The sequence below is a fragment of the Clostridioides sp. GD02367 genome, assembly GCF_045900275.1.
Lineage (GTDB): Bacteria > Bacillota > Clostridia > Peptostreptococcales > Peptostreptococcaceae > Clostridioides > Clostridioides difficile_A.
In genome coordinates, this window is sequence record NZ_JBJODK010000001.1 from 105,409 (window position 1) to 129,031 (window position 23,623).

The window sequence follows — 23,623 nt, forward strand, 5'->3', positions numbered from 1 at the left end:
CTACTCACACAAAATGCCCAATATCATACTGATATCTTAGTCTTTTCAGACTTTCACATACTATTTATCTCTGACAATATTACTCTTTACTTTATTATTCACAGTAATTACCTTCTTATCACTCACATCAATAGTACTTCTTGTAGCCTTTCTAGCTTTACTATTACTATCAGTAAGACTTATCATCTTTAACTCATCATAAGTTGTAGCTCCCACAGGTACATACATTGTATCACTTACAAATCTCTGACCTACTGGTGTATCTCCCTGAAGATCATTGTATCTATAAAGTTCTGCTTTAACCTTATCACTTAAAGAGTTGAAATCTTCTTTTGGCATATAATAAACCCATGTGCCTTTACTTATCTCACCTAATTGTCCATTTTTTGGCACCTCTGCAAATAAAAGAGCTTCTCCAGAGATAGTTTTATTGTTTTTATCTATAAGTAATGGTAAGTTAAATGCTGGATTTCCACTATATTCCCCTGTAATTACTATTGAACCTGCTGGAATCTTAGCTGTTTCATCTTCACTTGTATCAGGGTTATCACTTTGATATATATAATCCTCTGCTAACTTTCCAATTCCATTAGTACGAGTTTGGTCTACACTATTCACTGTTCCAATCTCTATATTGTCGCCTGGAGGCCCTATTATATCTAACTCTGCAACTTCTATATTAGACTTATTGTTAGATATTAATTTTACATATCTAGCTTGATATGTCCAAAGCTTACCATCTTTATTAAATGTAACTCTAGCTTCATTGTCTTGGTCTTTTCCTCCACCAACTAAGTCTTGTCCATATTCAAAAGTTCCTTGACTCACATCTTCCCAAGTCTTTTTATCATTACTTACTTGTATCTTGTAAGTAGTCAATGGACTATATGTTGTGCTAGTATCCTTTCTAAGACTAAACAGTCCTTTTAGTGAGAACTTTCTAGCTTCTGTCTTTGGTTTTGTATACTTTAATCCAACTATAGGTAATGTCTCTTTCATATCTACTATTATATATGGATTTTCTTCTACATTTATATCTGGGTCTTTTTGTGGGTCTTTGTTCCATTCAGCTTTACTAATTCTCTTTCCTTTATAAGTAGTGCTTGCATCATTATCCTTTATATTATCAATTTCAGGATTTTGTAGTGGCCCATGTGAGTCATTTTCACTTCTAACGTCACCATCAGAAACAGTATTTGTTATAAATGACCATGCTGACTTATTAATTTTCCCTTCATCAGATAATTTTACAGTACCAACTTCAAACTCGTCTGTTGGATTTAAATGATAGTCATATGCAACTACTTTATATGTAAATGCTCTGTTATTAAGAGGAGATATATTGTCAATAAATTGAGCTTTACTATTTCCTTTTGCATCCACAAAACCTACTGTTCTGTATTTTACTTGAGTTCCATTTTCACCATCTAAGTAGTTTCCATCACTTCTTATTATTTCATATCCCAATATTTTATCTTTGTCTTTATCAACATCTAAATCTATAGCTATCTTATTAGATTTAACTAAAGAGCCACTTTGCACTCCATCAGCAAAACTAGCACTTACCTTAGTATTTTCTGCCATGTTAGATATGTTTTCATTTAAAATCTTTCTTCTAGCCTCATCATTTACATACTGTATCTTTCTAGTCTCTTTTTCAAACTTCTTACTATCCATTATACTGTTTAGCTCTGGTGTAATCTCTACTCCCCATGCCTTAAAGTAATCTCTTAAATCTTTTTCAACGACACTTGATGCCATAGCAACTAGCATTTGGTCTTTTGGCAAGTTATTTATTGGGTCATCACTTGAAAGTGCTCTGTATTTTCTAGAAATTTTAGCATAGAATGAATCATTACCTAAATCAGCATCTGAATTATTCTTTAACATTGAACCAGTAAAATCATCGTCATATGCTAAATGTAATTGCCATAACATTCCAAGTCTTTCAAATACGTTACTTGGTATTCCCAAACTATTTGAAGTAACATGTTCATATATCTTATCCATTGTAGAACCTTCAAGTCTTGAATGTGTCTCATCATCAAATGTCTGAGCAAGTAGTGCAAGTACATTGTTACTAGTCTCACTGTATGTCATCTTACCTATATCTGTAACATGCCCTATCTCATGACCTATTCCCCATCCAAATAAACTTCCTCCACTAGCTTTTCCATTAGCATCTATTTGGAAAGGTACTCCATTCATAAGCCCTGGAACTGAGCCGTATTCCACTCCTACATGTAGACCAGAAGCATACATAAATGCTCCAATAAACATTCTTTGATATTTTATGTTCATACGAGATTTTGGAGCCATATCATTTTTAGTTATATTAAACTCATTATCGTCTATAGTTCCATTACCATCTAAATCTTGTGTCTTAAATACACCTCTTTCAGAGTATATTAAATCCATAATTTGTTCCCATGCAAGCATACTGTTATATAGTCTATCTACTTGTGTGTTTAAATCAGAATTTCCTTTTGATATTCCTTGATATACAGCTGTTGCTGGAACGTTTAATGTTACTTTGTCACTTTCAATGTCAGTAGTATTTAATACACCTGTTGTTTCTGAATATCCATATGAATTACCAATATTTGTTCCTGGATAGTATGGTTCTCCTTTTATCTCATTCTTATATTTAGCTAATTCTTCTATATAAGTTTTTATTTTTTCTTTAGATTTAGAAACCCCCTCAGGGCTATTGTCGTTTATCATTCCATTTAAGTTAAGATGTGGTATCTTAGTAGCTCCTGCTACACGCACTTTTATATCTCCACCACTCGGAGTATCATAAGGGTATCTTATATATAAGCTTCCTCCACGTTCTGCATCTAAGCTATGAAGCTTACTCAACTGAATTACATTTTTACCAGTGTTAAGGTTTATTTCTCCACTCTTATATGCTCCAGACTCTCCATAATATTGTGTATAGATTAACTTAGGAGTCTTACCACTTTTACTTCCAACATATATCGTGATTTCATCTCCAGCTCTAGCAGCTACTCCCAATGCCTGCCAGTCATTTCCCATACCTAAGTTATTCGACTTAACAGTATAGTTTCCACTCTTATCTTTATATTTTCCTGATACATTTATATCTTGATTAACAGTAGTCACATCAGTAAGTGTTGCTCTATCATTATATAAGTCTTGAGCTAATTTTAATTCTCTTTCTATAACAGTCTTATATGGATGATATTCTCCACTTGCTGTATCTGGAGTATTAAGTCTATCTTTTAGTTCTGTTATTTTTTCTTGAGTTATACCTTCTTTTAATTCAACTTGTAAATCGTCTGTAAATAAGTCTCTTACCTCTTTTTCTATACTGTCATACTCATAGAATTTAAGCTCTGATATATTAGATTTATATGAATAAGAAGAGCAAACACTAACTTGTATCTTAGTCGCATTTATTGGTTCTTTTAATCTAATCATCACGTATTTATTATTATTTACAGGGTCTGTCTTTGTTTCAAAAGGTGCATCGCCTAAATTATGTAATTGACCATTTTCATCCCAATACTGTATCTCAAAGTCATTTATAGTCTTATCAGAAACATCAAATCTAGGTGTAGCCATAAAAGTATCCATAGTATAAACTTTATCAAAAGTTATGATTGGTCCTCTATTTGTTCCTTCAGCTGCATTATAACTTGGGAATGTCCAGTGTGTTGTAAAGTCTCCATCAACTACATTAAATTTGTTAAATGGATTTTTATCACTATATTCACTTGTATCATATTTAGCAGGATAAGTGACATCAACTATATGATTAGTTGGTATCCCAAAGCCAGCATTTTCTTTAGGAGTATTAATCAATCTGTAGTTAGGTGTTGTTGGTGCATCTACACTTTCAGTTGTGCCTAGATATATCTTAGACATTCCACTAGTACCTAAGTGATTAGTAGCTGTCATTCTAACTTCATATGTTGTATTATCTTTAAGCCCTTCTATTTTTGAACTTGTTCCTCGAATAAGCTTATCATTGTATTTTATCCAAGAACCATTAGAACCTTTTTCTCTGTAATATAAGTCAAAATCTTTAGCTTGTTTATGATTTTTCCAACTTACATCAAGAGCTTTAAATCTTCCTTTAATACTTATACCTTCTGGTGGCTCTGGTCTTGTATCTGGAACAACTTGAAACTCTATTATACTGTCTGGGCTAAATTGTATAGGCTTATAGTTTGAGTCCACATTTTCTGGTACTCCATCTAAATTCTCTGATGTTGCATCTTTGTATCCACTAGACCAATCGCCATTTAAAGACTGTATGCTAACTCTATATAGACCATACGCATCTATATCTCTAACCTCTATAGAATTTTTACTAGTTTGTAATTTTTTAGTTGATAATACTTTTCCTTTACTATCAATTGTATCTAATATAAGTTCATATGCAGACACATTCACTTCATTGTTCCAATAAAAAGATACCTTTTCATTTCCAACAGCAGTACTAGTTGCTATTTTATTAATTTTAGGTATATTCATATCTGGCTTTGGTATTTCTTTATAAACATTATTTAAAAATTCAACTTTAGATATTTCTGCAAGATTTCTATCATTAGCTGTTGTAGCTGTTATTTTTATAGTTATCTTTTTCACTGCTACTTGTTTCCCAAGATTTATCACTATATCGCTATTTTGAACATCTGCATATGTTTCTAAAGCTGACCTACTATATGTAGCTGTCGTAGAGTTGTCATCTTTACTAATATTATTATCTTCTTTTGGTGTATCTTTGTCTAAATCAGATTTATCAGTTGATGAACTTTCTTTATCATTACTTTCCTTATTATTGTTTTCTTGTTCATTTGTATTAGAATTTGATTCTTCTTTATCATTCTTTTCTTCCTGAGTATTATCTGAGTTATTATCAGATTGCTCAGTATTTTCTTCTTTATTATTTACTTCTTCTTGTTGTTCCTCTTTTAAAGTTTTTACATACTCTTTGTTTTCATAAGGAATCTCTTGAACATTACCATCTTTATCTGTAACCTCAACTATTCCTTTTGCTGGAGCACTCCCTTCAGGAGCTTTAATATTTATAACTTCCATATCAAGAGCTTCTGATAAAGCTATATCCATTACTGCTGGTTTTTCTTCTGATATCTTATCCTCTTTATTTGCTGGAGATATTGTAACTCCACTACTTTCTCCACTAAATAAATCTTCTACAGTACCTTGAATATCTGTATCAGTATTTTTTTCTAATATTACTTTGCTTGTATCTACTATAGGATTGGTAGGTACTATACTTTCTAGACTATTTGCATTTTCATTTTGTCCTAGATTTTTATGTACATAGTCTAGGTCAGCAATATCTACCTTTCCATCTCTATTTAAATCATATTCTTTTTTATTTGAATCTATATTTTCTAGAACTTCATTATAATCATTTTTATCTACTTTGCCGTCTCCATTTACATCACCCATTAAGAATAGTTCATAGTTTAAAGGTTTATTTTTATTATCTACACTTGCTCTATTACTTAATAAAACCCTTTGAGAATAATTTGATATATCAATATCTTTAACTTCTTTACTCTTAAATCCACTTCCAGAGACTTCTACCTTGTATTTTCCAACAGGTAAATTGCTGAACATAATATTATAATATGATATATTTTCATCTTTATCTTTTACTTCACTTCTATTGGCAGATAATTTTTTGATAGTATAGTCTATAGTATCTGTTCCTATATTTATACTTCCTAAATTTTTACCTCCAAGTTTTATTATCCCACTATTATTATTACCATCTTTTAATTGTAGCTGTATATCAGTTATACTTTCTGATTCATTATTTTTGATTGGAAGTGAAAAATTTAAATCCACTTCTAGATTCCCCTTTAGCTTTTCTGTAACTGATTTTTCAACTGCTCTTAGTTTTCCCTCTAATATAGGCTCTGCAAAAACATTCAATGGTGCACTACACATAGATACTGCTAGTACACAAGATATTGCCTTTTTCATGAAATAACAATCCTCCCTCAATAAATCTTTAATTTTCCATGAATTTAAATGCTATAGTTTCAGACAATAAAAAAAGACACTCAAAGAGAATCTTTATTATGAATAAAAAGAATTTGCTCTTTTTAGCAACTGGCTGATATGGCTTTATAAGCTTTAATCCCTATAGTTTTGCGTCATTAGATTTCCCTAATTTTGCCATTTAATTTTCAATGCTTTTATACCCATTTTATACTATATTTAAACTTTTTAATACAAATTTTTTATGTTAAAATCCAAAAAAAGAATATTTATATTATTATGTTAATATAAATATTCTTTCTCATTATAAATACATTACTTATACGTTATTTTCTAATTATTATCTTATTACATATTTCCAGCACTTATATATTATTCTTATCAAAATATCTAAATCTTGGTAAATACTTATTCTTTATATCTTCCATAAAACTCATGTGTTGCATATATAGTCTTATCACCTGTCATAGTTAATCCAAATCCCATTATCTCATATCCCTTATGCAACATATTTGTACCTTCCTCAGGATTGGTCTTCCACTCATTAAAAATAAAGTTTCCTATATCATCTGCATCCCTATTTGTATATACAGGCTTATCTTGGATTTTATACTTAATTATATTTTCCCCTTGAACAGAAATGTATCCAGGCTTAATCTCACTCCAATCTAAGTATTTCAAAAAAGTAGAATACGAATTTTTACCATTTATAGTATGAGATAAAGTCTTTTTATTTGCCATTAAATTAGACCAGTCATTTGCTAAACCTTCTAATCTACTTGCTACAGATAACTCTCTTACTCCATTTTCTTTTCTGTATTGTTTTGTAAGAGCATATATTTTTCCCTTTATTCTGTCCTTAAATACTTTATCATTTGGATTATAGTATAATCCTTGTTGATTTGGAGAGGCTTGATTTATACATTGCTTGATGACATTCTGATTTATTCCTCCTAGTACAGTTAATTTATCTGCACCACTTAAAATACTCTTATTGCTACCATTTTCAACTAAAACCACAGGTGCATTTTTTGCTATTGTAGAAGCTACCAATGCATCAGTTAGTTGCATACCTTTACTTAAATAAAATTCTTTACTGTCTTTATAAAATTCTTGTATAACTCTTTTATTTGTGTCAAATCTATCCGTTCCACCCAATCTAACAGAATTTGTACTTTTAACCAGTTCATCACTTATTATCTCACTAGAACCAAGTGCATAACTCTTTAATCCTGTTGTATCAAATCCTACACTGCTTCCATCTGTAAGTATTATAGGTACTCCATCTCTTGCTGCTACTGGTGATGCACTTATTGCATCTGCTTCTCCTGTGATTCCATTAGCTATAATTACTTTATCGATTGGTTTAATTTCTTTGATTTTCTCAGCTATCTTTACACTTGTATCAAATCTATTTTCACCAAATATTCTCTCTACAACCTTATTTTTAGATATCAATTGATTTTCTATACCTTTACTGATAGTTGATTCTGAACCTATTATATATACATTCTTTGCTTTATTTAATCTTTCCATTGTAGTATTTGGGATTTGATTTTGTTTTGTCATTAAAATAGGCGCGTTTAATGCTCCTGCTAAACCACTTGCGCTCAAGCCATCTGACAAGCTATTATCCGAATTGATTAGTATTGCTGTATTATAGTTTTGTTTGTCTGCTATTTTTGCTGCTGTCTCATATCTGTCAATTCCTTTTATTTGTTCAACTGATGTGAGTGCATTTACTCTAGGAGTATTTACCATTACTAAAAATAGTGTAAGTCCTATAGCAAATATCTTTCTACTATTCTTCATATTTTTTTACCCCCAATATTAGTTTTTATAATTTTGTTATATTGATTTTACTTAGACTTAATAAAAAGTTACAATTTTGTTACCATATTTTATATATGATACCATAGTTATCCATCTAACTCAAACAATATAATTAAAGTTTTTATTATTCATAAATTCAAAACATTATAACTTATTTTCTTTAATTAAGTGATAGGCTCAAAAGTTTTATTAAGTTATACACTTAAAACAATATAGTTTAATAAGTATTTATTTTCTATAACCTTTCTTATATATAAAGTTTTTTAAATAAATATCTTAAGATAACATCTACCACAAGATATAATAATCAAAAACAATAAAAAGATGGTATCCTAACTTATTTTAAGATACCATCTTTTCATTATTTCTATTTTAATTGTTTATACTTATTTATTATCTATATTATATCTTACTTAGCTAAACATTATCTAAATAAACTTACAAATTTAAATTTTATATGCTATTAGTTTCTAGTAAATAAGTTTATTTTTTCTGCTATTTTCTCAATAGCATTTTTAGCTATTCCTTCACCTATTTGTACTAACTTAGTAGCATTCTTAAGTCTTAATTCAACTACTTCTTCTTGTGACTTAGAAAGTTCTTCTGTAGTTAATATTATTGGTGCCTTTGCACTAGCTGCAAGTGGTGCTGCTGTAAGTGCATCAACTAATTGTCCATTTCCACCTACATAACCATCTTTTGCAACATATGCTTTAGTTGCTCCTGCATAGTACTTGTTGATTACTTTAGCATTAGTGTCTTTTCTGTTTTCTCCTGCTAATCTTTCAACTTTATTATTTAAATCTATTTCAACTAATTTGTTTTCAACGTCTTTTGATACAGAGTTCTCTCCACCAACTATTTCTAATTCTTTTCCATTTAATAACTTCTCAGCTTTAGCATCCAATTCGTTACCTGTAACTATTATTGGAGCACCAAATTGAGCAGCTCTAGCAGATATACTCATAGCATCTGCTTCTCCATTTCCACCTACTACGAAAGCAGTTTTAAATGTATCTTTTAATTGTTTTGCTATTTCTAAAGAAGTCTCAAATCTATCTTCTCCAGAAACTCTTTCAACTTTACTTACACCTAACTTAGCAAGTTTTTCTTCAGTTTCTTTTGATATTTTAGATTCTCCACCTACTATATATATCTTCTTAGAAGATAAGTTGCTTCCAAGTACTCTTAATATCTCAGCTTCTATTTCTGATGGTAATGAATCTTTCTTTGATAATAGTATTGGTGCATTTTTTTGAGATGCAAGTGGTGCTGATGCCAATCCATCAACTATAGCATCTTCTCCAACTAAGATTATTGCTTCGGCTGCTCCATCATTAAATCTCTCTTTACTAACCTCTACTGCTGTTGTAAATCTTGAATCTCCAGATAAAACTTCTACCTTTAATTCTTTTCCATCTTTAACATCAGTTAATACTTTGTGTAAATCTCTTACTAACTTATGATTTTTACTTGATATACTTATTGTTTCTGGCTTTTCATTTGTCTTGCTTAAAATCATATCAAAGCTTGATTTTTCTGGCTTATCTTTATCATCACTATCTTCTTGCTCTTGAGTAAGTATAGCTACATTTTCAAATGTTAAAGAATATCCATTTTTAACTTTATTAACTATTTCTCTTCCTGATGTAGTCAATCTAACTCCATCGAATAAATCTTCTGCTGATACATCTTGTAAATCTGCATTTTTAACTGTTATTGTATGTAATTCTTTTGATTCTATATCACTATATTTCTTTTCATAGCCTTCAAAAGTACTTTCTTCTGATATTATTTGTTTTGAGAAATCTAAGTGTTGGTCTCCCACATTTATAGTAATAACATTTTTTGAATCTTTTGCTCTTTTTACTTCAACTGAGCTTGTAGATTTTATTGTTGCTGTTAATTTACTATCAGAATCTTCTGCTAAAGTTGCATTGAAAGCATTAACTGCATCTACTATTTCTTGGGCTGTTTTGTAGTTTTCGATTTTATAGTCAACTACTTTTCCACCTAGAGTTTGATGACCTTTGTCTTGTATTGTAACTTTTAAACTTTGTCCTTCTACTAATGCGTTTATTTTGTTTTGTAATTGAGTTGCATTAGTTAAAGTTACATTGTCTACTTTTATATCATAAACTCTGTCATTTACATTTGCTCCTGCTTTTGTCTCTTCAAACTTAATTTCTAATGCTTTTCTAACTTCTTCAATTAATTTAGTAGAATCTTTCGCACTTACTGTGTAACTTTTATCAACATTTTCTGACACAGTGTTATCTGCGAATATTGGTGCTGCTGCACTCATAACTGTGGCTCCTGCCATTACTATTGCCATACTTCTCTTCTTGTTGCTCAACATATTTATGTCCTCCGAATATTGTTTTTTAATTTTTTTATATTCGTATTTCCCACATATAAATAATATTATATATAATATTATTTATCAATACATTTTATAAGTTTACATAATTTACTAGTATAAGTTTTAAAATAATTGTATAAAAATCCGTATTTTAAGCACATTATCATATCAATTTTTACTAACTAATCCTCTTTATTTAAATTAAATATACATCACTAATTTAAACTATTTTACAAAGTTTAAGACTACTATTTATTATAAGACGTATTGTAAAACAAAAGAGGATACCTCTCAATGATAATAGAATCATTTTGAAGTATCCTCTTGAAAATAACTAAGTCAATAATTTTCTATCTTTCACACTCTTGATTTGCAACTGTACAAGAAGTTTTACAAGCTGATTGACAAGAAGTTTGACACTCTCCACATCCACCTTTTGCAGCACTTTGCTTTAAAGTAGCTTGAGATAAAGTTTTTACATGTTTATTTTCCATTTTCAACGCCTCCATTTCTAATTGTTTCCTATTGATTATATCATAAAACTACTCTAATATAAACTCTATTTAAAGTTGACACCCAATACGCCTCCAATACCTCCCGCTGCTGATATTAACAATAACTTATAAATCATTACTACTTCAAACACAAACTTTTCTTGTGCTAAAAACACAGTTAAAAAAATACATACTATGTACAAAAGTCCAACCAAAAGTCCATATATAAGACCTTTTTCTTTCATGTGTTTTGAAGTATAAAAACCACCTATAGCTGCAGAAATGGTAGTTATAAATGATGAAACCATGGTTATATTATCCCCACCAATATCTGTAAATGTCAAAAATAAGTTATACACTAATAAAACAGCCAAAGTTATTATATACGCATACCCTAGACCTTTAAAAATATAATTAGATTTTCCCATAAAAAAAACCTCCTCTCAAATTAATATATATTCGAGAAAAGGCTTTTAAATTACTAATTTACTCTTCTTCTATTTCTTCTTTTTTAGATTTAACTGTACCTATAGCCCATTTTTCAAATGGAACTTTAGTTCTATTTGGTCCTAACTCTAGTATTACAACATCATCTTCAACTTTAGCTACATTAGCTACTATTCCACCTATTGTAACGACCTTGTCTCCTACACCTAGGCTACTTCTCATTTCTTTTAATTGTTTGTCTTTTTTCTTTTGAGGTCTAATCATTAGGAAATAAAAGATTGCTATTACTACTACCCATAGACCTATACTCATCATTATTTGTTGCTGTGGCATTAATTTTTCACTCCTTCATAAATTATACTCTTTTGTAAAACACTGTAAATATCTATATAAGTATTTACTTTTTTAGTTTTGAGTACTATTGAATATTATATATTAAAATGATTATAATTAATAGTCCAAACTCTATATTTCATAGCCATATTTTGCAAAAAATTCATTTCTAAAATCCAGTAATCTATCTTCCATTATCGCTTGTCTTATTTGCTTCATTAAATTTAGTAAAAAATGAAGATTATGAGTAGTTATTAATCTAGCTCCTAATATTTCATTTGCTTTTATAAGATGTCTTATATAAGCTCTTGAATAGTTTTTACAAGCATAACAATCACACTCTGGGTCAAGTGGAGTAAAGTCTTCAGCATAAGTTGCATTTCTTACTACTACTTTACCTTGACTAGTCATTGCAGTCCCATTTCTAGCTATACGAGTAGGTAAAACACAATCAAACATGTCTACTCCTCTTATAACACCTTCCACTAAATCATCTGGGCTACCAACTCCCATTAGATATCTTGGTTTATCTTTTGGCATAAATGGAGTTGTATGTTCTAGTACATCATACATAAGTGGCTTTGGCTCTCCAACACTAAGTCCACCAATAGCATATCCTGGTAAATCAATGCTAGTTATCTCCTTTGCTGATTGCTCTCTTAAATCTTTATACATTCCACCTTGTATTATACCAAATAAAGCTTGCTTATCTGTATTATTATGGGCATCTTTACATCTTTTTAACCATCTTGTTGTTCTTTCTAACGAATTTTTTACATATTCTCTATCTGCTGGGTATGGTGCGCACTCATCAAATGCCATCATTATATCTGACCCCAACGCATTTTGTATTTCCATAGCCTTTTCTGGAGTTAGAAAATGTTTTGAACCATCTAAATGCGACCTAAATTCTACCCCTTCTTCTTTTATCTTTCTTAGAGGCCCTAAACTAAATACTTGGAACCCACCACTATCTGTAAGTATTGGCTTATCCCAGTTCATAAACTTATGAAGTCCACCTGCTCTTTTTATAAGCTCATGACCTGGTCTCATATATAAATGGTATGTGTTACTAAGTATTATTTGTGAGCCAATCTCTTTTAGCTCTTCTGGTGTCATAGATTTGACAGTTGCTTGAGTTCCAACTGGCATAAATATTGGTGTTTCTATTATTCCATGTGGAGTGTGTAATCTTCCTAACCTTGCACCACTCTGTTTGCAAGTTTTTATCAATTCGTATCTTACTGCGTACATAAAGTTCTCCTTAGTAATATTTATTTCTCATTATTTTTTAATATATTCTTGTAATAATCTATTTATCTAGTACATTTTCTAAATAGATTTATCTTTATCCTCTTTTTCTTGTTGTTCTTTAATTGCTTCTTCGTCATGTATACTCGTTATATTAAGAGCACTCTTGTCTTTTGTTACTAAAAACTTTTTTATAGCAAAAAGTCCTGCAATAGCTATAACACCTATTAAAACATCTATCATTCCTTCATTTTTAGGAAGTAACAACATTTTTCTAGCTATAGCATAAAGTAGTGCCTCAATAAATGCTCCTGGTATATGAAGTGATAGCATTACTACAAGTTCAACACCTATCACTAAAAGTAATATTTGTGCTAAGAAGTCGTTAAGCTGACTGTATTGTACCGGATTTTGAAAGTCAACTATATATGCTCCCCACATAAGTCTTAATACATCTACAGTCCCTAGAAATACAGCTATTAAAACTACCACTGCTAACACACGTTCAAATATAAAAGCAATCTTTAATATAGGGTTATTCTTTTTTTGTTTTTGTAAACTATGCATCAATTACCTCCCTACTTTATAATCATAGCATCTCCAAAACTGAAGAATCTATATCTTTCTTTTACTGCCTCATTATATGCATTTAAAACATTATCTTTTCCACAAATAGCACTTACTAGCATTATCAATGTAGACTCTGGCAAATGAAAATTAGTAATAAGCTTATCTAGAACTTTAAACTTATAACCTGGATATATAAATATCTCTGTCCATCCACTAGTTTCTTCCATCTTTCCATCTTCATTACAGGCTGACTCTATAGTTCTACAACTAGTAGTTCCAACACAGATTACATTATTTCCATTTTCTTTTGCTCTATTTATTTTGTCAGCTGCTTCCTGACTAACCATATAATATTCTGAATGCATCTTATGATTTAAAACATCATCTACTTTTACTGGTCTAAAAGTACCTAAACCAACATGTAAAGTTACAAAGGCTATATCCACACCTTTTTCTTTTATTTTGCTTAATAGTTCTTCTGTAAAGTGTAATCCTGCTGTAGGTGCTGCTGCTGAACCATTATGTTTTGAATAAACAGTTTGATATCTCTCTTTTTCATCCAATCTAGCAGTTATATATGGAGGTAGTGGCATGTTTCCAAGTTCATCCAAGATTTCTTCAAAAATCCCATCATAATGGAACTTTATAATTCTTGAGCCTTCATCTGATAAATCCACAACTTCTCCAATTAACTTTCCATTTCCAAAAGAAAACTTAGTACCTACTTTTGCTCTTTTCCCTGGTTTTACTAGAGCTTGCCAAGTATCTTCCTCAGTTCTTTTTAATAATAGAAACTCAATTTTTCCTCCAGTTTCAAGCTTCTCACCTATCAATCTAGCTGGTATAACTCTAGTATTATTTAGAACTAAACAATCCCCTGGATTTAAATATTCTATTACATCTCTAAAGACTTTATGCTCAATATCTCCTGTCTCTTTATCCAGTACCATCAATCTTGAACTAGCTCTATCTTCTATAGGAACTTGAGCTATAAGTTCCTGTGGTAAGTCAAATTTAAAATCACTTGTTTTCAATGTTAAACTTCCTCTCTTAAAATTTCTCTAGCTACAATAATATCAAAAAAACAACTTATTTTCCACAATATTACCATAATCTATCAAGAAATTACTCTTTTTAGCATACATTATATCCACAATATATAGATATTTTTCCACGATATACACGTCTTATCCACAATATATAGATGCAGTACACACAATTTTCAGTGTATTTATCCACAGTATCTACAGGTGTAAATACCATTTTGTGGATATATTTGAATTTTTACCCATTTTAGAAATATTTAAATTTAATGACTATTCTATTTTATAAGTATTTATATAATCTATTTTTATTTTTCATTAGGATATGGAATTTTTAGGTGTTCATATGCTAATGGCATAGCTACTCTCCCTCTAGGCCCTCTATTTATAAAGCCCAGCTGAAGCAAATATGGCTCATATACATCTTCTATAGTATTTCTATCTTCACCAATAGAAGCTGCTAATGTATCAAGACCAACTGGTCCCCCTCTAAATTTTTCTATTATAGTCATAAGAAGCTTCTCATCTACAAAATCAAGCCCTAAATTATCAACACCTAAAAGTTCTAGTGCATCTTTTGCTACCTCATCAGTTATTTTTCCATCAGCTCTAACTTGTGCAAAATCCCTAACTCTTTTTAATAATCTATTTGCTATTCTTGGAGTCCCTCTTGAACGTTTTGCAAGCTCTAAAGCACCATTAGATTGTATTTCTGCATCTAAGATATGTGATGACCTAAGGACTATTTTTGAAAGCTCATCAACTGTATAGTAATCCAATTTACAAATAACACCAAATCTATCTCTAAGTGGATTTGTAAGCATACCAGCTCTTGTTGTAGCCCCAATAAGCGTGAATTTAGGAAGGTCAAGCCTTATACTCCTTGCAGATGGCCCTTTTCCTATTATTATATCTAAACAAAAGTCTTCCATCGCTGGATACAAAACTTCTTCAACACTTCTGTTGATTCTGTGTATCTCATCTATAAACAAGACATCATTTTCATTTAAGTTTGTAAGTATGGCTGCCAAATCTCCAGCTCTTTCTATTGCAGGACCTGATGTAATCCTTAAATTTACACCCATCTCATTAGCTATTATGCTAGCTAGAGTAGTCTTTCCAAGACCTGGTGGTCCATATAAAAGCACATGGTCTAACTGCTCATTTCTTGATTTAGCTGCCTCTATAAATATGCTAAGTTGCTCTTTGGATTTTTCTTGACCTAAATAATCTTCTAGAGTCTTTGGTCTTAGACTATTTTCTATATCTATATCTTCTGTCTTCATTGTAGAAGTTATTATTCTATTTTCATCTTCAAAACCTTGCATTTATACCCCTCCTCTCGTACTTTTGGAAATCTACTGTGATATTTTGAAATCTACCTCTATACTTTAAATATTATTTTAAAGTCTAAATGTTATTTTAAAGATTTACTCATTATATATGTAAGTGCTTTCTTTATAATGGCTTCTGTATCCATACCATCCTTTTTACACTTTTGAACTGCATCTTTTGACTCTGATAATGTATAACCTAAAGCTACAAGTGCATCCACAGACTCATCTTGAGATATTAAGGTAGGTTTTTGCGATAATAATGTTGGTTCAAATTCTATGTTGTTTTTGTCTACCTTGTCTTTAAGTTCTAAGACAATTCTTTCTGCTGTCTTTTTACCAACACCAGGAGCTTTGGATAATTTTCCAATATCTTCACTTAAAATATACGCTCCTAACTGTGCTGGTGATGCAAATGATAGTATTGAAAGTGCCACCTTAGGCCCTATCTTAGATACAGATGTAAGTAACTCAAACATCTTAAGTTCCTCCCTACTTACAAAACCACAAAGGCTCATATCATCTTCTCTCACAATTAGTTTAGTATATATTTTTGTAGCTTCTCCCACTTGTAAATTCATGATTGTATTGGATGATACATTTACCTTATATCCTATACCATTATTTTCAATAACTATATTATCTATATAAATCTCTTCTATTGTACCTTTTATATAACTATACATATTTACCACCTATATTCTTTAGAGTTTTTTCAAGCTTATTTGAATGAGCATGGCAAATAGCCACAGCTAAGGCATCTGCAACATCATCTGGTTTTGGAACCTTTTTTAAATTCAAAAATGAGGTTACCATCTGTTGAACTTGTGCCTTATCTGCTCTTCCATATCCAACTACACCTTGTTTTACTTGAAGTGGAGTGTATTCATACACTGGTTTCCCATTATGAGCACATGCAAGCATAGTAACACCTCTAGCTTGTGCAACTGTTATAGCTGTTTTTACATTCTTGTTAAAGAATAATTCTTCCATTCCAACTTCATCTATATTGTAATTCTTTACGATTGTATCAATTCCTTTATATACAAGTTCCAATCTTCTCGATATATTCATGTGTGCAGGTGTTGTCACTGCTCCATAATCTATTACCTTAAACTTGCTATTTTTGTATTCAACTATACCATATCCAACTATAGCTATACCTGGGTCAATCCCCAATATTATCATTTTTTTAAATTCCCCCTAAAAATAAAAGAAATACCAAAATGTATTTCTCATAAAAACTTATGTTCTAAATTATTATACCATAAATAATATTAACAAATCATAAAATGGTATATGTAAAATATAAAATAAAGTAAAAAAGTTATACCAAAGCAAGATTTTACTTCAGTATAACTTTTATATTTAGTACAAATAAATTATGGTATTTTATAGGAATTAAATGTGACTACAATTTTAATATTAACTTACTTAGTATTAACTTGCAAAGTCTTCCAATCTTGAATAAGCATCTTCTTCAGTATCCATAACTACACCTTTTTTGATTTCATCTTGAACTGTCTTAGGAAGTGAATCTATTCTTATTTTTGTTTTTTCTACTAAGGTTTTATTTCCACTATTATCATATTTATATAATGCTATATTTCCATTATCATTTTCAATCGTATATTTACCTTTTATAGTGGCATTCATTGCTTGTACATCTTTAGTGTCACTATATTTAGATTCTACTAGTACGATTTCATTTTTATCCATACTCTTTATTTCTTTACTTGGATACTCTTTTTTAAAATATGATACTATTTCTGATTTTGTCTTATCTAATAATGATTCTGGAACTATCCCAGCCATTGTAAGTGTTCTCTTATAATTAGTTTCATTTTCGCCTTCACTTTGAAGCCAAACTTCACAATTTTTATTTAATCCAAAAGCTTCTTTTGACTTTTCATTCATATTCGCACTAGTACTTACAACTTCACCAGTTTGAACTCCATTATGTTTTAATCTTGTCCCTATATAAACTCCACTACTTAATACAAATACTCCTACTAGTATTAAGGCAGATATTTTCCAAGGAAATAATTCTTTTTTCTTCTTTTCAAACATTGATTACGCCTCCTTTTTCTATTATTTTCTCCAAGCTGTAAGTTTTTATACAATTTAGGTAAATTTTAGAAGAAAATATATTTACATTTCAAATTACTCTAAGAATAGATATTTTATAAAAGAGAGTTTTCTCTTAAAGGTTATATTCTTGTAATTATATGGACATAATTTATAATAAATAATCGTTTAGGAGGTAATAACTTTGGAAAGAATAAATTGTAATGTAACTAACTGCTCACATAATAATAGCCATATATGTTATGCAGATAAAATTTTTATAAATGGTGAAAAAGCTCACAATGATAGACATACTTGTTGTAGTTCATTTTTAGATGAGTCTATTTACAGCAATCTATCAAGCAATGTTAATAATAGAAATTGTGAAGAATTAGTTTGTAGTGTAAAAAACTGTGAATACAATAAAGATGGTAGTTTATGTACACTTGACAATATATTGGTTGCTCCTGAAACTGATAGAGTAAATCTTTATGTTGAAACATGTTGCTCTAGCTTTAAATGCAAATAATCACAATATAAATAAATATAAGGGTGTCAAATATGACTAAACTAACATAGTGTAGAGTATCTACAACTATTAGTTTGATTATACTTGACACCCTTATTTATTTTGAATAAAATCTCATTATTATAATCATATATAATATTATAACTGTAATTAAATTTGATAAATTTCTATAAATTGGTATAATCAATATGTAAATTGAATTTTAAATAAATTAGTCATAAAAATAAAATATCGAGTATATAGTGTTATATTAACTAGAAATGAGGTGCTTATGAGTATATTTTACATTCAATTTCTTTATTTTGTAATTTATAGTTTTATAGGATGGTGTTGTGAGACTACATATTGTTCAATTTTACAAAAGAAATTTGTAAATAGAGGTTTTTTAAATGGACCATTTTGTCCTATATATGGCTTTGGAGCATTAGCGATAGTTGCTACATTAACTCCTTTTGTACACAATATTCCCTTGTTGTTTTTATTTAGTATAATTATAACTAGTATAATGGAATATCTTACAAGCTTTGCATTAGAAAAAATATTTAATATGACCTGGTGGGATTATTCTAAGCACAAATTTAATATTCATGGCAGAGTTTGTCTAGAAAATTCACTTATGTTTGGTGTATTATCATTAATTGTAATGCTTATAGTACATCCTATTGTAGTTGATTTAATTAACTCTATCCCTAAAAATATACTATCTATACTGGCTATATCTATAGAAGTTTATTTTGTTTTAGATTTAGTAATTACAGTACATACAATCTTACAATTAAATGGCAAATTAAAACAAATCAATCTTATAATTAAAGAATTAAAAGATAAAAAAGAATACTACAAACTTATTACACAGGAAACTATTGAAAACAAACTTGAGTCTTTGATTGAAAATAGACTTGAGACTTTAGAAGATAGATTTGAAATACTTAAGGAAAAAGAAAACTATCGTTATGTTAGAAACCGTATTGATGAGCTTAAAAATAAACTTAATAATTTATTGTCTAACCACAAATTACTTCATAGACGTATTATCAAAGCATTCCCTAATATTAGCTCTAATAAACATAAAGATATTTTGAATAAAATCAAAGAAGACATTAAATCAATAAAAAAAGATAAATAGTTTAATAAACATAATATAAATTCAATAATAAAAATATTAATACATAATAGTAAGGATTAGAGTATTTTTTATAAAATACTCTAATCCATTGATATTCTAATCCATCAGTATCTCAACAGATTCTTTAAGTGTACTGACTTCTCCAACATTACCAGGGAAAATTATATATGGCATATTAGGAAATTTACTTTCTTTACCTGTCATCCATACTGGTATACCAGGTTTTATTTGCCCCATTACTGTAGCTTTTTTTACTTTAAGTGCTTTAGTACCAACATCACTAGACGTAATCCCACCTTTAGCTATAATGAAGTTAGGCCTTACATTAAGCATACCAATTATACTAGTAACAGCATCTGATATCTCTACAGAAATCATAAGTTGTTTATCTTTATCGTTTGTATCTAAATCAAAACGCTCTCGCCTAGTATAAACAGCAACAGTTTTTCCACTACTTATTTTTTCTTCTACTACTTGTATAACTCTTTTTACTTCATTTTTTAGACCATTTTCCTGTAGAACTAAATGTTGATTAAACTCTATAAATTCTATCGGATATTTACAATTTTTAAGTTCTTCTAATTGCTGAGTGGTCTTATTTACATGTGAACCAACAAGTATAATCCCTCCATTAGTATTATCTTTTGAAACTAACTCATCTTTAGTAAGTAATGCCTTATCACTCACTCCTCCAAGAACCTTTGTTATAGCAGCAGCACTTCTAAACATAAACTCTTTTCCACTATTTACTGCACGTATAAATGCAATTGCAAATACCTTTACGTCTACATAGTCAGTTGCATTTACAATGACTTTATTGAAATCTTTAACCATTTTAAGTTTTTCTGTTATAGCTTCAATCTTTAGTCCTCTAAGCTCTTCAGAAGAAATGTATATCATATCATTAGACTTGTACTTTCCATTTGTCTTTTCTTCACACCACTCACCTATATCAGAAGCTTTATAACCAAAAGACTTGTCTTTTGCAAATTCAGTCATGCCTGCTGGTATAAGCATTTCTTCTTCTTTAACATAATGTATATTATCTATAGTGAATCTGCCACCTTCTTTAAAAAATGGCATTATTATTTCACCATCATATGTCTTTCCTGATAATTTCTCTACTTCACTTTTTAACAAATCGGTTTCAAGAGGATAGTGTCCTCTCATTGTAGAATCACTACGACTTATAATTATAAAATCCTTATTAGTTTTTTTAGATACATCCACAATATTTTTTGATATTTCTCTATGTGCTTCTGTTGTTTGATTAACAGTAAATCCTCTTGAATTAGTAAGTATAAAAAACATACTATTTTCTTCATTAAAACCTTGTTTTATACTATCTTTGTCCCAATCAGTATAAACAGAAATATCATGAACAGTCTGCACGCCTGTTGGGTCATCATCTAATACGATTATCTTTCTATCTAAATTTTTAAGTTCAGTTGCAAGAAGTTCATTTAATTTATCCTCATCTACTTCTTTAAAAGTATTAAGTATATCTATGCTAATTGGTTTTACTTCTCTCATTTAAAACGCCCCTTTATGTAATTTATGTAATCTGAATATAACCTATATAATATAACTCAATAGTTTATTATTTATAATCCTGGAAGTGGTATAATTCCATTTATAACACTAAGTAATAGAACCATTATAAATGCTACAACACCAGCAATAGTTCCTCCAATTGTCCAAGAATTTAAAGTATCTTTAACTGATAACCCACTAAATCTTGAGAGTACCCAGAACCCAGAATCATTTGGAAGAGAAAAACCAACTCCTCCAGCACATATAGCAAGCCCTACTAAAACTGGTGACATACCAGTTGCCAAAATCGTAGGCCCTAAAATTGACGATGTCGTTACTAGGGCTACAGTAGCAGAACCTTGAGAAATCCTAAGTAGTGCACTTAACAAGAACCCAAGTACTATAACTGATATACTAAGACCAGACATAGTATCAACTAAGAAATTACCTATACCACTTGCATTTATAACACTACCAAATGCTCCCCCTGAGCCTGTTATTAATAGTATTAAACCAGCTGAATCGGCAGCTTCGATAACAACGTCTCCCATAGGTTTACTTATGTATTTCTTTAAAAATACTATTGCTACTAATATCCCAAGAAGTATTGCTATGTTTTTATCTCCTATAAATGCAAGTATTCCACTAATTTTAGAACCTTTTTCCACAAACATACTAAATACATTTGATACAAGTATAAGAAGTATTGGAAATAATAAAGAGAACATAGAAATTCCAAAACCTGGTACTTCAGAAGAGTTATCATTTTCAAGCTTAATGCTATCTTCTCCCTGTTCTAAATTTTTTTCTCTATCATTCTCATCAATTGCATAGGACGGATATTTCTCAAAACGTTTTCCATAAAGCCATCCACCTACAAGAGCAGCTGGAAAAGCAACAATTATAGAATAAAGTATAAAACTACCCACATTCGCATTTACATTTGCTGCAACTGCCAAAGGTCCTGGTGTAGGTATTACAAGTGCATGTCCTACTATAGTCCCAACCCCTAATGCACATACAAAGACCATTAGAGATTTCTTAGTTACCCTTGAAACATACTTAATTATAGGCATCATTATAACGAAAGCTGCATCCATAAAAACTGGAATTGAGATTAAAAATCCTGCTGTAGTTACAGCTAATGCACTATTTTTTTCTCCTGTTTTAGCTAACAAACCTTTTGCGATAGATTCTGTAGCTCTTGACTCTGAAAGAATATTTCCAAATATTATTCCAAGTCCAATTACAATACCTATACTTCCTAATGTATTTCCAAACCCAGTCGATATTGTAGTTGAAATTTCATTTATAGGCATTCTAACCATAAAACCTGTAATTATCGATGTTATAAGTAATGCTAAAAATGGATTTACTTTAAACTTAATAATCGATACAAGTAAAATTCCTATAGATATAACAAATGCTATCAAAAGTCCATATCCTGTAATCATAATTTTTACCCCTCTATCATTCTACTTTATTATTTTATCAATCTTATTTTTTCTTTACTATGATAACTTAACTTTGCTGTATTTATATAATCTAATCTTAATAATATGTATTTACTACTACATCAATGTATTTAAAATTAATCATTATGTTTCTTTATTTCAACATCTGCTAATTTTTCAAAATACTGTGCTATTGCACCATGGTCATCTTCTAAATGCCCATGTACTTTTAGTGTCTGCATGATTTCTAATAGTTGACTTGTCATAGGTAGTGGCACATCTAAATTGTGTGCTGTCTGCATTACATTCTTAATATCTTTTAGATTAATAGATATTTTACCACCTGGTTTAAAGTCACGATTCATAATCATTGGTATCTTTGCATCCAATATTGTACTGCCAGCTAGACCTCCTCTTATTGCCTTATAGACTTTTTCTGGGTCTGCTCCTGCTTTTGCTGCAAGTACAAATGCCTCAGATACTGCTGCTATTGTCAAATTAACTATTACTTGATTTGTAAGTTTTGTAACACTTCCACTTCCATTATCTCCAATTAAAATAGATGAACTCCCCATTATATTAAAAAATGGCTCTACTTTTTTATAGATTTCTTCCTTGCCACCAGCCATAAAAGCAAGTGTACCATCAATTGCTTTTGGCTCTCCTCCACTTACTGGAGAATCTATAAATTCGAAGTTCATTTCTTTTAACTTATTTGCACACAAAACAGATTCTGTAGGAGTAACTGAACTCATATCCACTATTATACTTCCTTCTTTTAGAGACTTTGTCAAACCATCTACTCCAAATAATACATCCTGTACAATGGCTCCATTTGGAAGAATTGTAAATACTATCTCACACTCTTTACCCATTTCTAAAACACTTGCATATTTTGCTCCACATGATATAAGTTCATCCACAGCAGATTTATTAATATCATACACAAAAAGATTACATCCATCTTTCAATAAATTTTTTGCCATTGGTTTTCCCATTATTCCTAATCCAATAAATCCTAACTTCATTTTATCTTCCTCCATATCTTCACATTTTTGAAAACGGTTTTTTATGATTTAGAGTATACTACACACCAGTATACCGGTCAATATAAATTCTAAAAGTATTTATTTTAACAATAAATTGTATTTTTTATACATTTATATTATATTTAGTTATTCTATATAATATTTAATACATACTATTAATTAAAAATACTACACTCTACTTCTCATATAATT

At 30.0% G+C, this 23,623-nt stretch carries 18 protein-coding genes and 1 riboswitch; of the genes, 2 read left to right on the plus strand and 16 right to left on the minus strand.

The genetic code is table 11. The annotated features are described in order from the left end of the window. Positions 1-60: 60 nt before the first annotated feature. The 13 genes from Q3223_RS00410 to Q3223_RS00470 all read right to left on the minus strand — a co-directional run bounded on the left by Q3223_RS00410 (position 61) and on the right by Q3223_RS00470 (position 17,743). On the minus strand, positions 61-5,988 hold the full coding sequence (locus tag Q3223_RS00410) for a M60 family metallopeptidase (RefSeq protein WP_407811439.1): 5,928 nt from the start codon (positions 5,986-5,988) through the stop codon (positions 61-63). Positions 5,989-6,109: 121 nt separating this feature from the next. Further along, positions 6,110-6,195: riboswitch (cyclic di-GMP riboswitch) on the minus strand. A gap of 219 nt (positions 6,196-6,414) precedes the next feature. Further along, the gene (locus Q3223_RS00415) at positions 6,415-7,818 is read right to left on the minus strand and encodes a cell wall-binding repeat-containing protein (protein WP_167639976.1); all 1,404 of its coding nucleotides are present in this window, start codon (positions 7,816-7,818) and stop codon (positions 6,415-6,417) included. Between the two features lie 484 nt (positions 7,819-8,302). Beyond that, entirely contained in the window at positions 8,303-10,198 is a 1,896-nt protein-coding gene (locus tag Q3223_RS00420; RefSeq protein ID WP_054271373.1) for a cell wall-binding repeat-containing protein, read from the minus strand. Positions 10,199-10,551: 353 nt separating this feature from the next. Then, positions 10,552-10,695: a six-cysteine ranthipeptide SCIFF gene (scfA, locus tag Q3223_RS00425; protein ID WP_009891067.1), complete on the minus strand. Its 144-nt coding sequence runs from the start codon at positions 10,693-10,695 to the stop codon at positions 10,552-10,554. A gap of 65 nt (positions 10,696-10,760) precedes the next feature. Continuing rightward, positions 10,761-11,123, minus strand: coding sequence for a TIGR04086 family membrane protein (locus tag Q3223_RS00430; RefSeq protein ID WP_407811440.1), 363 nt, complete (start codon positions 11,121-11,123; stop codon positions 10,761-10,763). A 58-nt stretch (positions 11,124-11,181) separates the two neighbouring features. Further along, complete coding sequence (yajC, locus tag Q3223_RS00435; RefSeq protein WP_054271375.1) at positions 11,182-11,475, minus strand: preprotein translocase subunit YajC; 294 nt, start codon at positions 11,473-11,475, stop codon at positions 11,182-11,184. Between the two features lie 132 nt (positions 11,476-11,607). Further along, complete coding sequence (gene tgt / locus Q3223_RS00440; protein WP_054271376.1) at positions 11,608-12,729, minus strand: tRNA guanosine(34) transglycosylase Tgt; 1,122 nt, start codon at positions 12,727-12,729, stop codon at positions 11,608-11,610. A 78-nt stretch (positions 12,730-12,807) separates the two neighbouring features. After that, positions 12,808-13,293, minus strand: a complete 486-nt coding sequence (locus Q3223_RS00445) for a phosphate-starvation-inducible PsiE family protein (protein ID WP_407811441.1) — start codon at positions 13,291-13,293, stop codon at positions 12,808-12,810. Positions 13,294-13,304: 11 nt separating this feature from the next. Further along, positions 13,305-14,330, minus strand: a complete 1,026-nt coding sequence (gene queA / locus Q3223_RS00450; RefSeq protein ID WP_219672886.1) for a tRNA preQ1(34) S-adenosylmethionine ribosyltransferase-isomerase QueA — start codon at positions 14,328-14,330, stop codon at positions 13,305-13,307. A 317-nt stretch (positions 14,331-14,647) separates the two neighbouring features. Then, positions 14,648-15,667, minus strand: coding sequence for a Holliday junction branch migration DNA helicase RuvB (gene ruvB, locus Q3223_RS00455; RefSeq protein WP_054277388.1), 1,020 nt, complete (start codon positions 15,665-15,667; stop codon positions 14,648-14,650). A gap of 89 nt (positions 15,668-15,756) precedes the next feature. Next, positions 15,757-16,359, minus strand: coding sequence for a Holliday junction branch migration protein RuvA (ruvA, locus tag Q3223_RS00460; RefSeq protein WP_054271379.1), 603 nt, complete (start codon positions 16,357-16,359; stop codon positions 15,757-15,759). Further along, complete coding sequence (ruvC, locus tag Q3223_RS00465) at positions 16,352-16,861, minus strand: crossover junction endodeoxyribonuclease RuvC (protein ID WP_074180156.1); 510 nt, start codon at positions 16,859-16,861, stop codon at positions 16,352-16,354. The genes ruvA and ruvC overlap by 8 nt, the downstream gene beginning before the upstream one ends. A gap of 252 nt (positions 16,862-17,113) precedes the next feature. Beyond that, positions 17,114-17,743 carry a hypothetical protein gene (locus Q3223_RS00470; protein WP_054271380.1) on the minus strand — a complete coding sequence of 210 codons (630 nt, stop codon included), beginning with the start codon at positions 17,741-17,743 and terminating at the stop codon, positions 17,114-17,116. 202 nt (positions 17,744-17,945) lie between these two features. On the opposite strand from Q3223_RS00470, the gene Q3223_RS00475 reads away from it, so the two are divergent. Continuing rightward, positions 17,946-18,269, plus strand: coding sequence for a DUF1540 domain-containing protein (locus Q3223_RS00475; protein WP_054271381.1), 324 nt, complete (start codon positions 17,946-17,948; stop codon positions 18,267-18,269). Between the two features lie 271 nt (positions 18,270-18,540). Beyond that, positions 18,541-19,395: a putative ABC transporter permease gene (locus Q3223_RS00480; RefSeq protein WP_054271382.1), complete on the plus strand. Its 855-nt coding sequence runs from the start codon at positions 18,541-18,543 to the stop codon at positions 19,393-19,395. Between the two features lie 96 nt (positions 19,396-19,491). On the opposite strand, the gene Q3223_RS00485 is transcribed toward Q3223_RS00480, so the two are convergent. The 3 genes from Q3223_RS00485 to garR all read right to left on the minus strand — a co-directional run bounded on the left by Q3223_RS00485 (position 19,492) and on the right by garR (position 23,410). Further along, positions 19,492-20,928, minus strand: coding sequence for a four-carbon acid sugar kinase family protein (locus Q3223_RS00485; RefSeq protein WP_407811442.1), 1,437 nt, complete (start codon positions 20,926-20,928; stop codon positions 19,492-19,494). A gap of 71 nt (positions 20,929-20,999) precedes the next feature. Continuing rightward, positions 21,000-22,382, minus strand: coding sequence for a GntP family permease (locus Q3223_RS00490; RefSeq protein WP_054277391.1), 1,383 nt, complete (start codon positions 22,380-22,382; stop codon positions 21,000-21,002). A gap of 137 nt (positions 22,383-22,519) precedes the next feature. Then, positions 22,520-23,410, minus strand: a complete 891-nt coding sequence (gene garR, locus Q3223_RS00495; RefSeq protein ID WP_054271385.1) for a 2-hydroxy-3-oxopropionate reductase — start codon at positions 23,408-23,410, stop codon at positions 22,520-22,522. Between the last annotated feature and the right edge of the window lie 213 nt (positions 23,411-23,623).

Excerpts from the sequence above, each read along its gene's own strand:
- Q3223_RS00410 (WP_407811439.1), bottom strand. The coding sequence starts at position 5,988 with ATGAAAAAGGCAATATCTTGTGTACTAGCAGTATCTATGTGTAGTGCA.
- Q3223_RS00415 (WP_167639976.1), bottom strand. The coding sequence starts at position 7,818 with ATGAAGAATAGTAGAAAGATATTTGCTATAGGACTTACACTATTTTTA.
- Q3223_RS00420 (WP_054271373.1), bottom strand. The coding sequence starts at position 10,198 with ATGTTGAGCAACAAGAAGAGAAGTATGGCAATAGTAATGGCAGGAGCC.
- scfA (WP_009891067.1), bottom strand. The coding sequence starts at position 10,695 with ATGGAAAATAAACATGTAAAAACTTTATCTCAAGCTACTTTAAAGCAA.
- Q3223_RS00430 (WP_407811440.1), bottom strand. The coding sequence starts at position 11,123 with ATGGGAAAATCTAATTATATTTTTAAAGGTCTAGGGTATGCGTATATA.
- yajC (WP_054271375.1), bottom strand. The coding sequence starts at position 11,475 with ATGCCACAGCAACAAATAATGATGAGTATAGGTCTATGGGTAGTAGTA.
- tgt (WP_054271376.1), bottom strand. The coding sequence starts at position 12,729 with ATGTACGCAGTAAGATACGAATTGATAAAAACTTGCAAACAGAGTGGT.
- Q3223_RS00445 (WP_407811441.1), bottom strand. The coding sequence starts at position 13,293 with ATGCATAGTTTACAAAAACAAAAAAAGAATAACCCTATATTAAAGATT.
- ruvB (WP_054277388.1), bottom strand. The coding sequence starts at position 15,667 with ATGCAAGGTTTTGAAGATGAAAATAGAATAATAACTTCTACAATGAAG.
- ruvA (WP_054271379.1), bottom strand. The coding sequence starts at position 16,359 with ATGTATAGTTATATAAAAGGTACAATAGAAGAGATTTATATAGATAAT.
- ruvC (WP_074180156.1), bottom strand. The coding sequence starts at position 16,861 with ATGATAATATTGGGGATTGACCCAGGTATAGCTATAGTTGGATATGGT.
- Q3223_RS00470 (WP_054271380.1), bottom strand. The coding sequence starts at position 17,743 with ATGTTTGAAAAGAAGAAAAAAGAATTATTTCCTTGGAAAATATCTGCC.
- Q3223_RS00480 (WP_054271382.1), top strand. The coding sequence starts at position 18,541 with ATGAGTATATTTTACATTCAATTTCTTTATTTTGTAATTTATAGTTTT.
- Q3223_RS00485 (WP_407811442.1), bottom strand. The coding sequence starts at position 20,928 with ATGAGAGAAGTAAAACCAATTAGCATAGATATACTTAATACTTTTAAA.
- Q3223_RS00490 (WP_054277391.1), bottom strand. The coding sequence starts at position 22,382 with ATGATTACAGGATATGGACTTTTGATAGCATTTGTTATATCTATAGGA.
- garR (WP_054271385.1), bottom strand. The coding sequence starts at position 23,410 with ATGAAGTTAGGATTTATTGGATTAGGAATAATGGGAAAACCAATGGCA.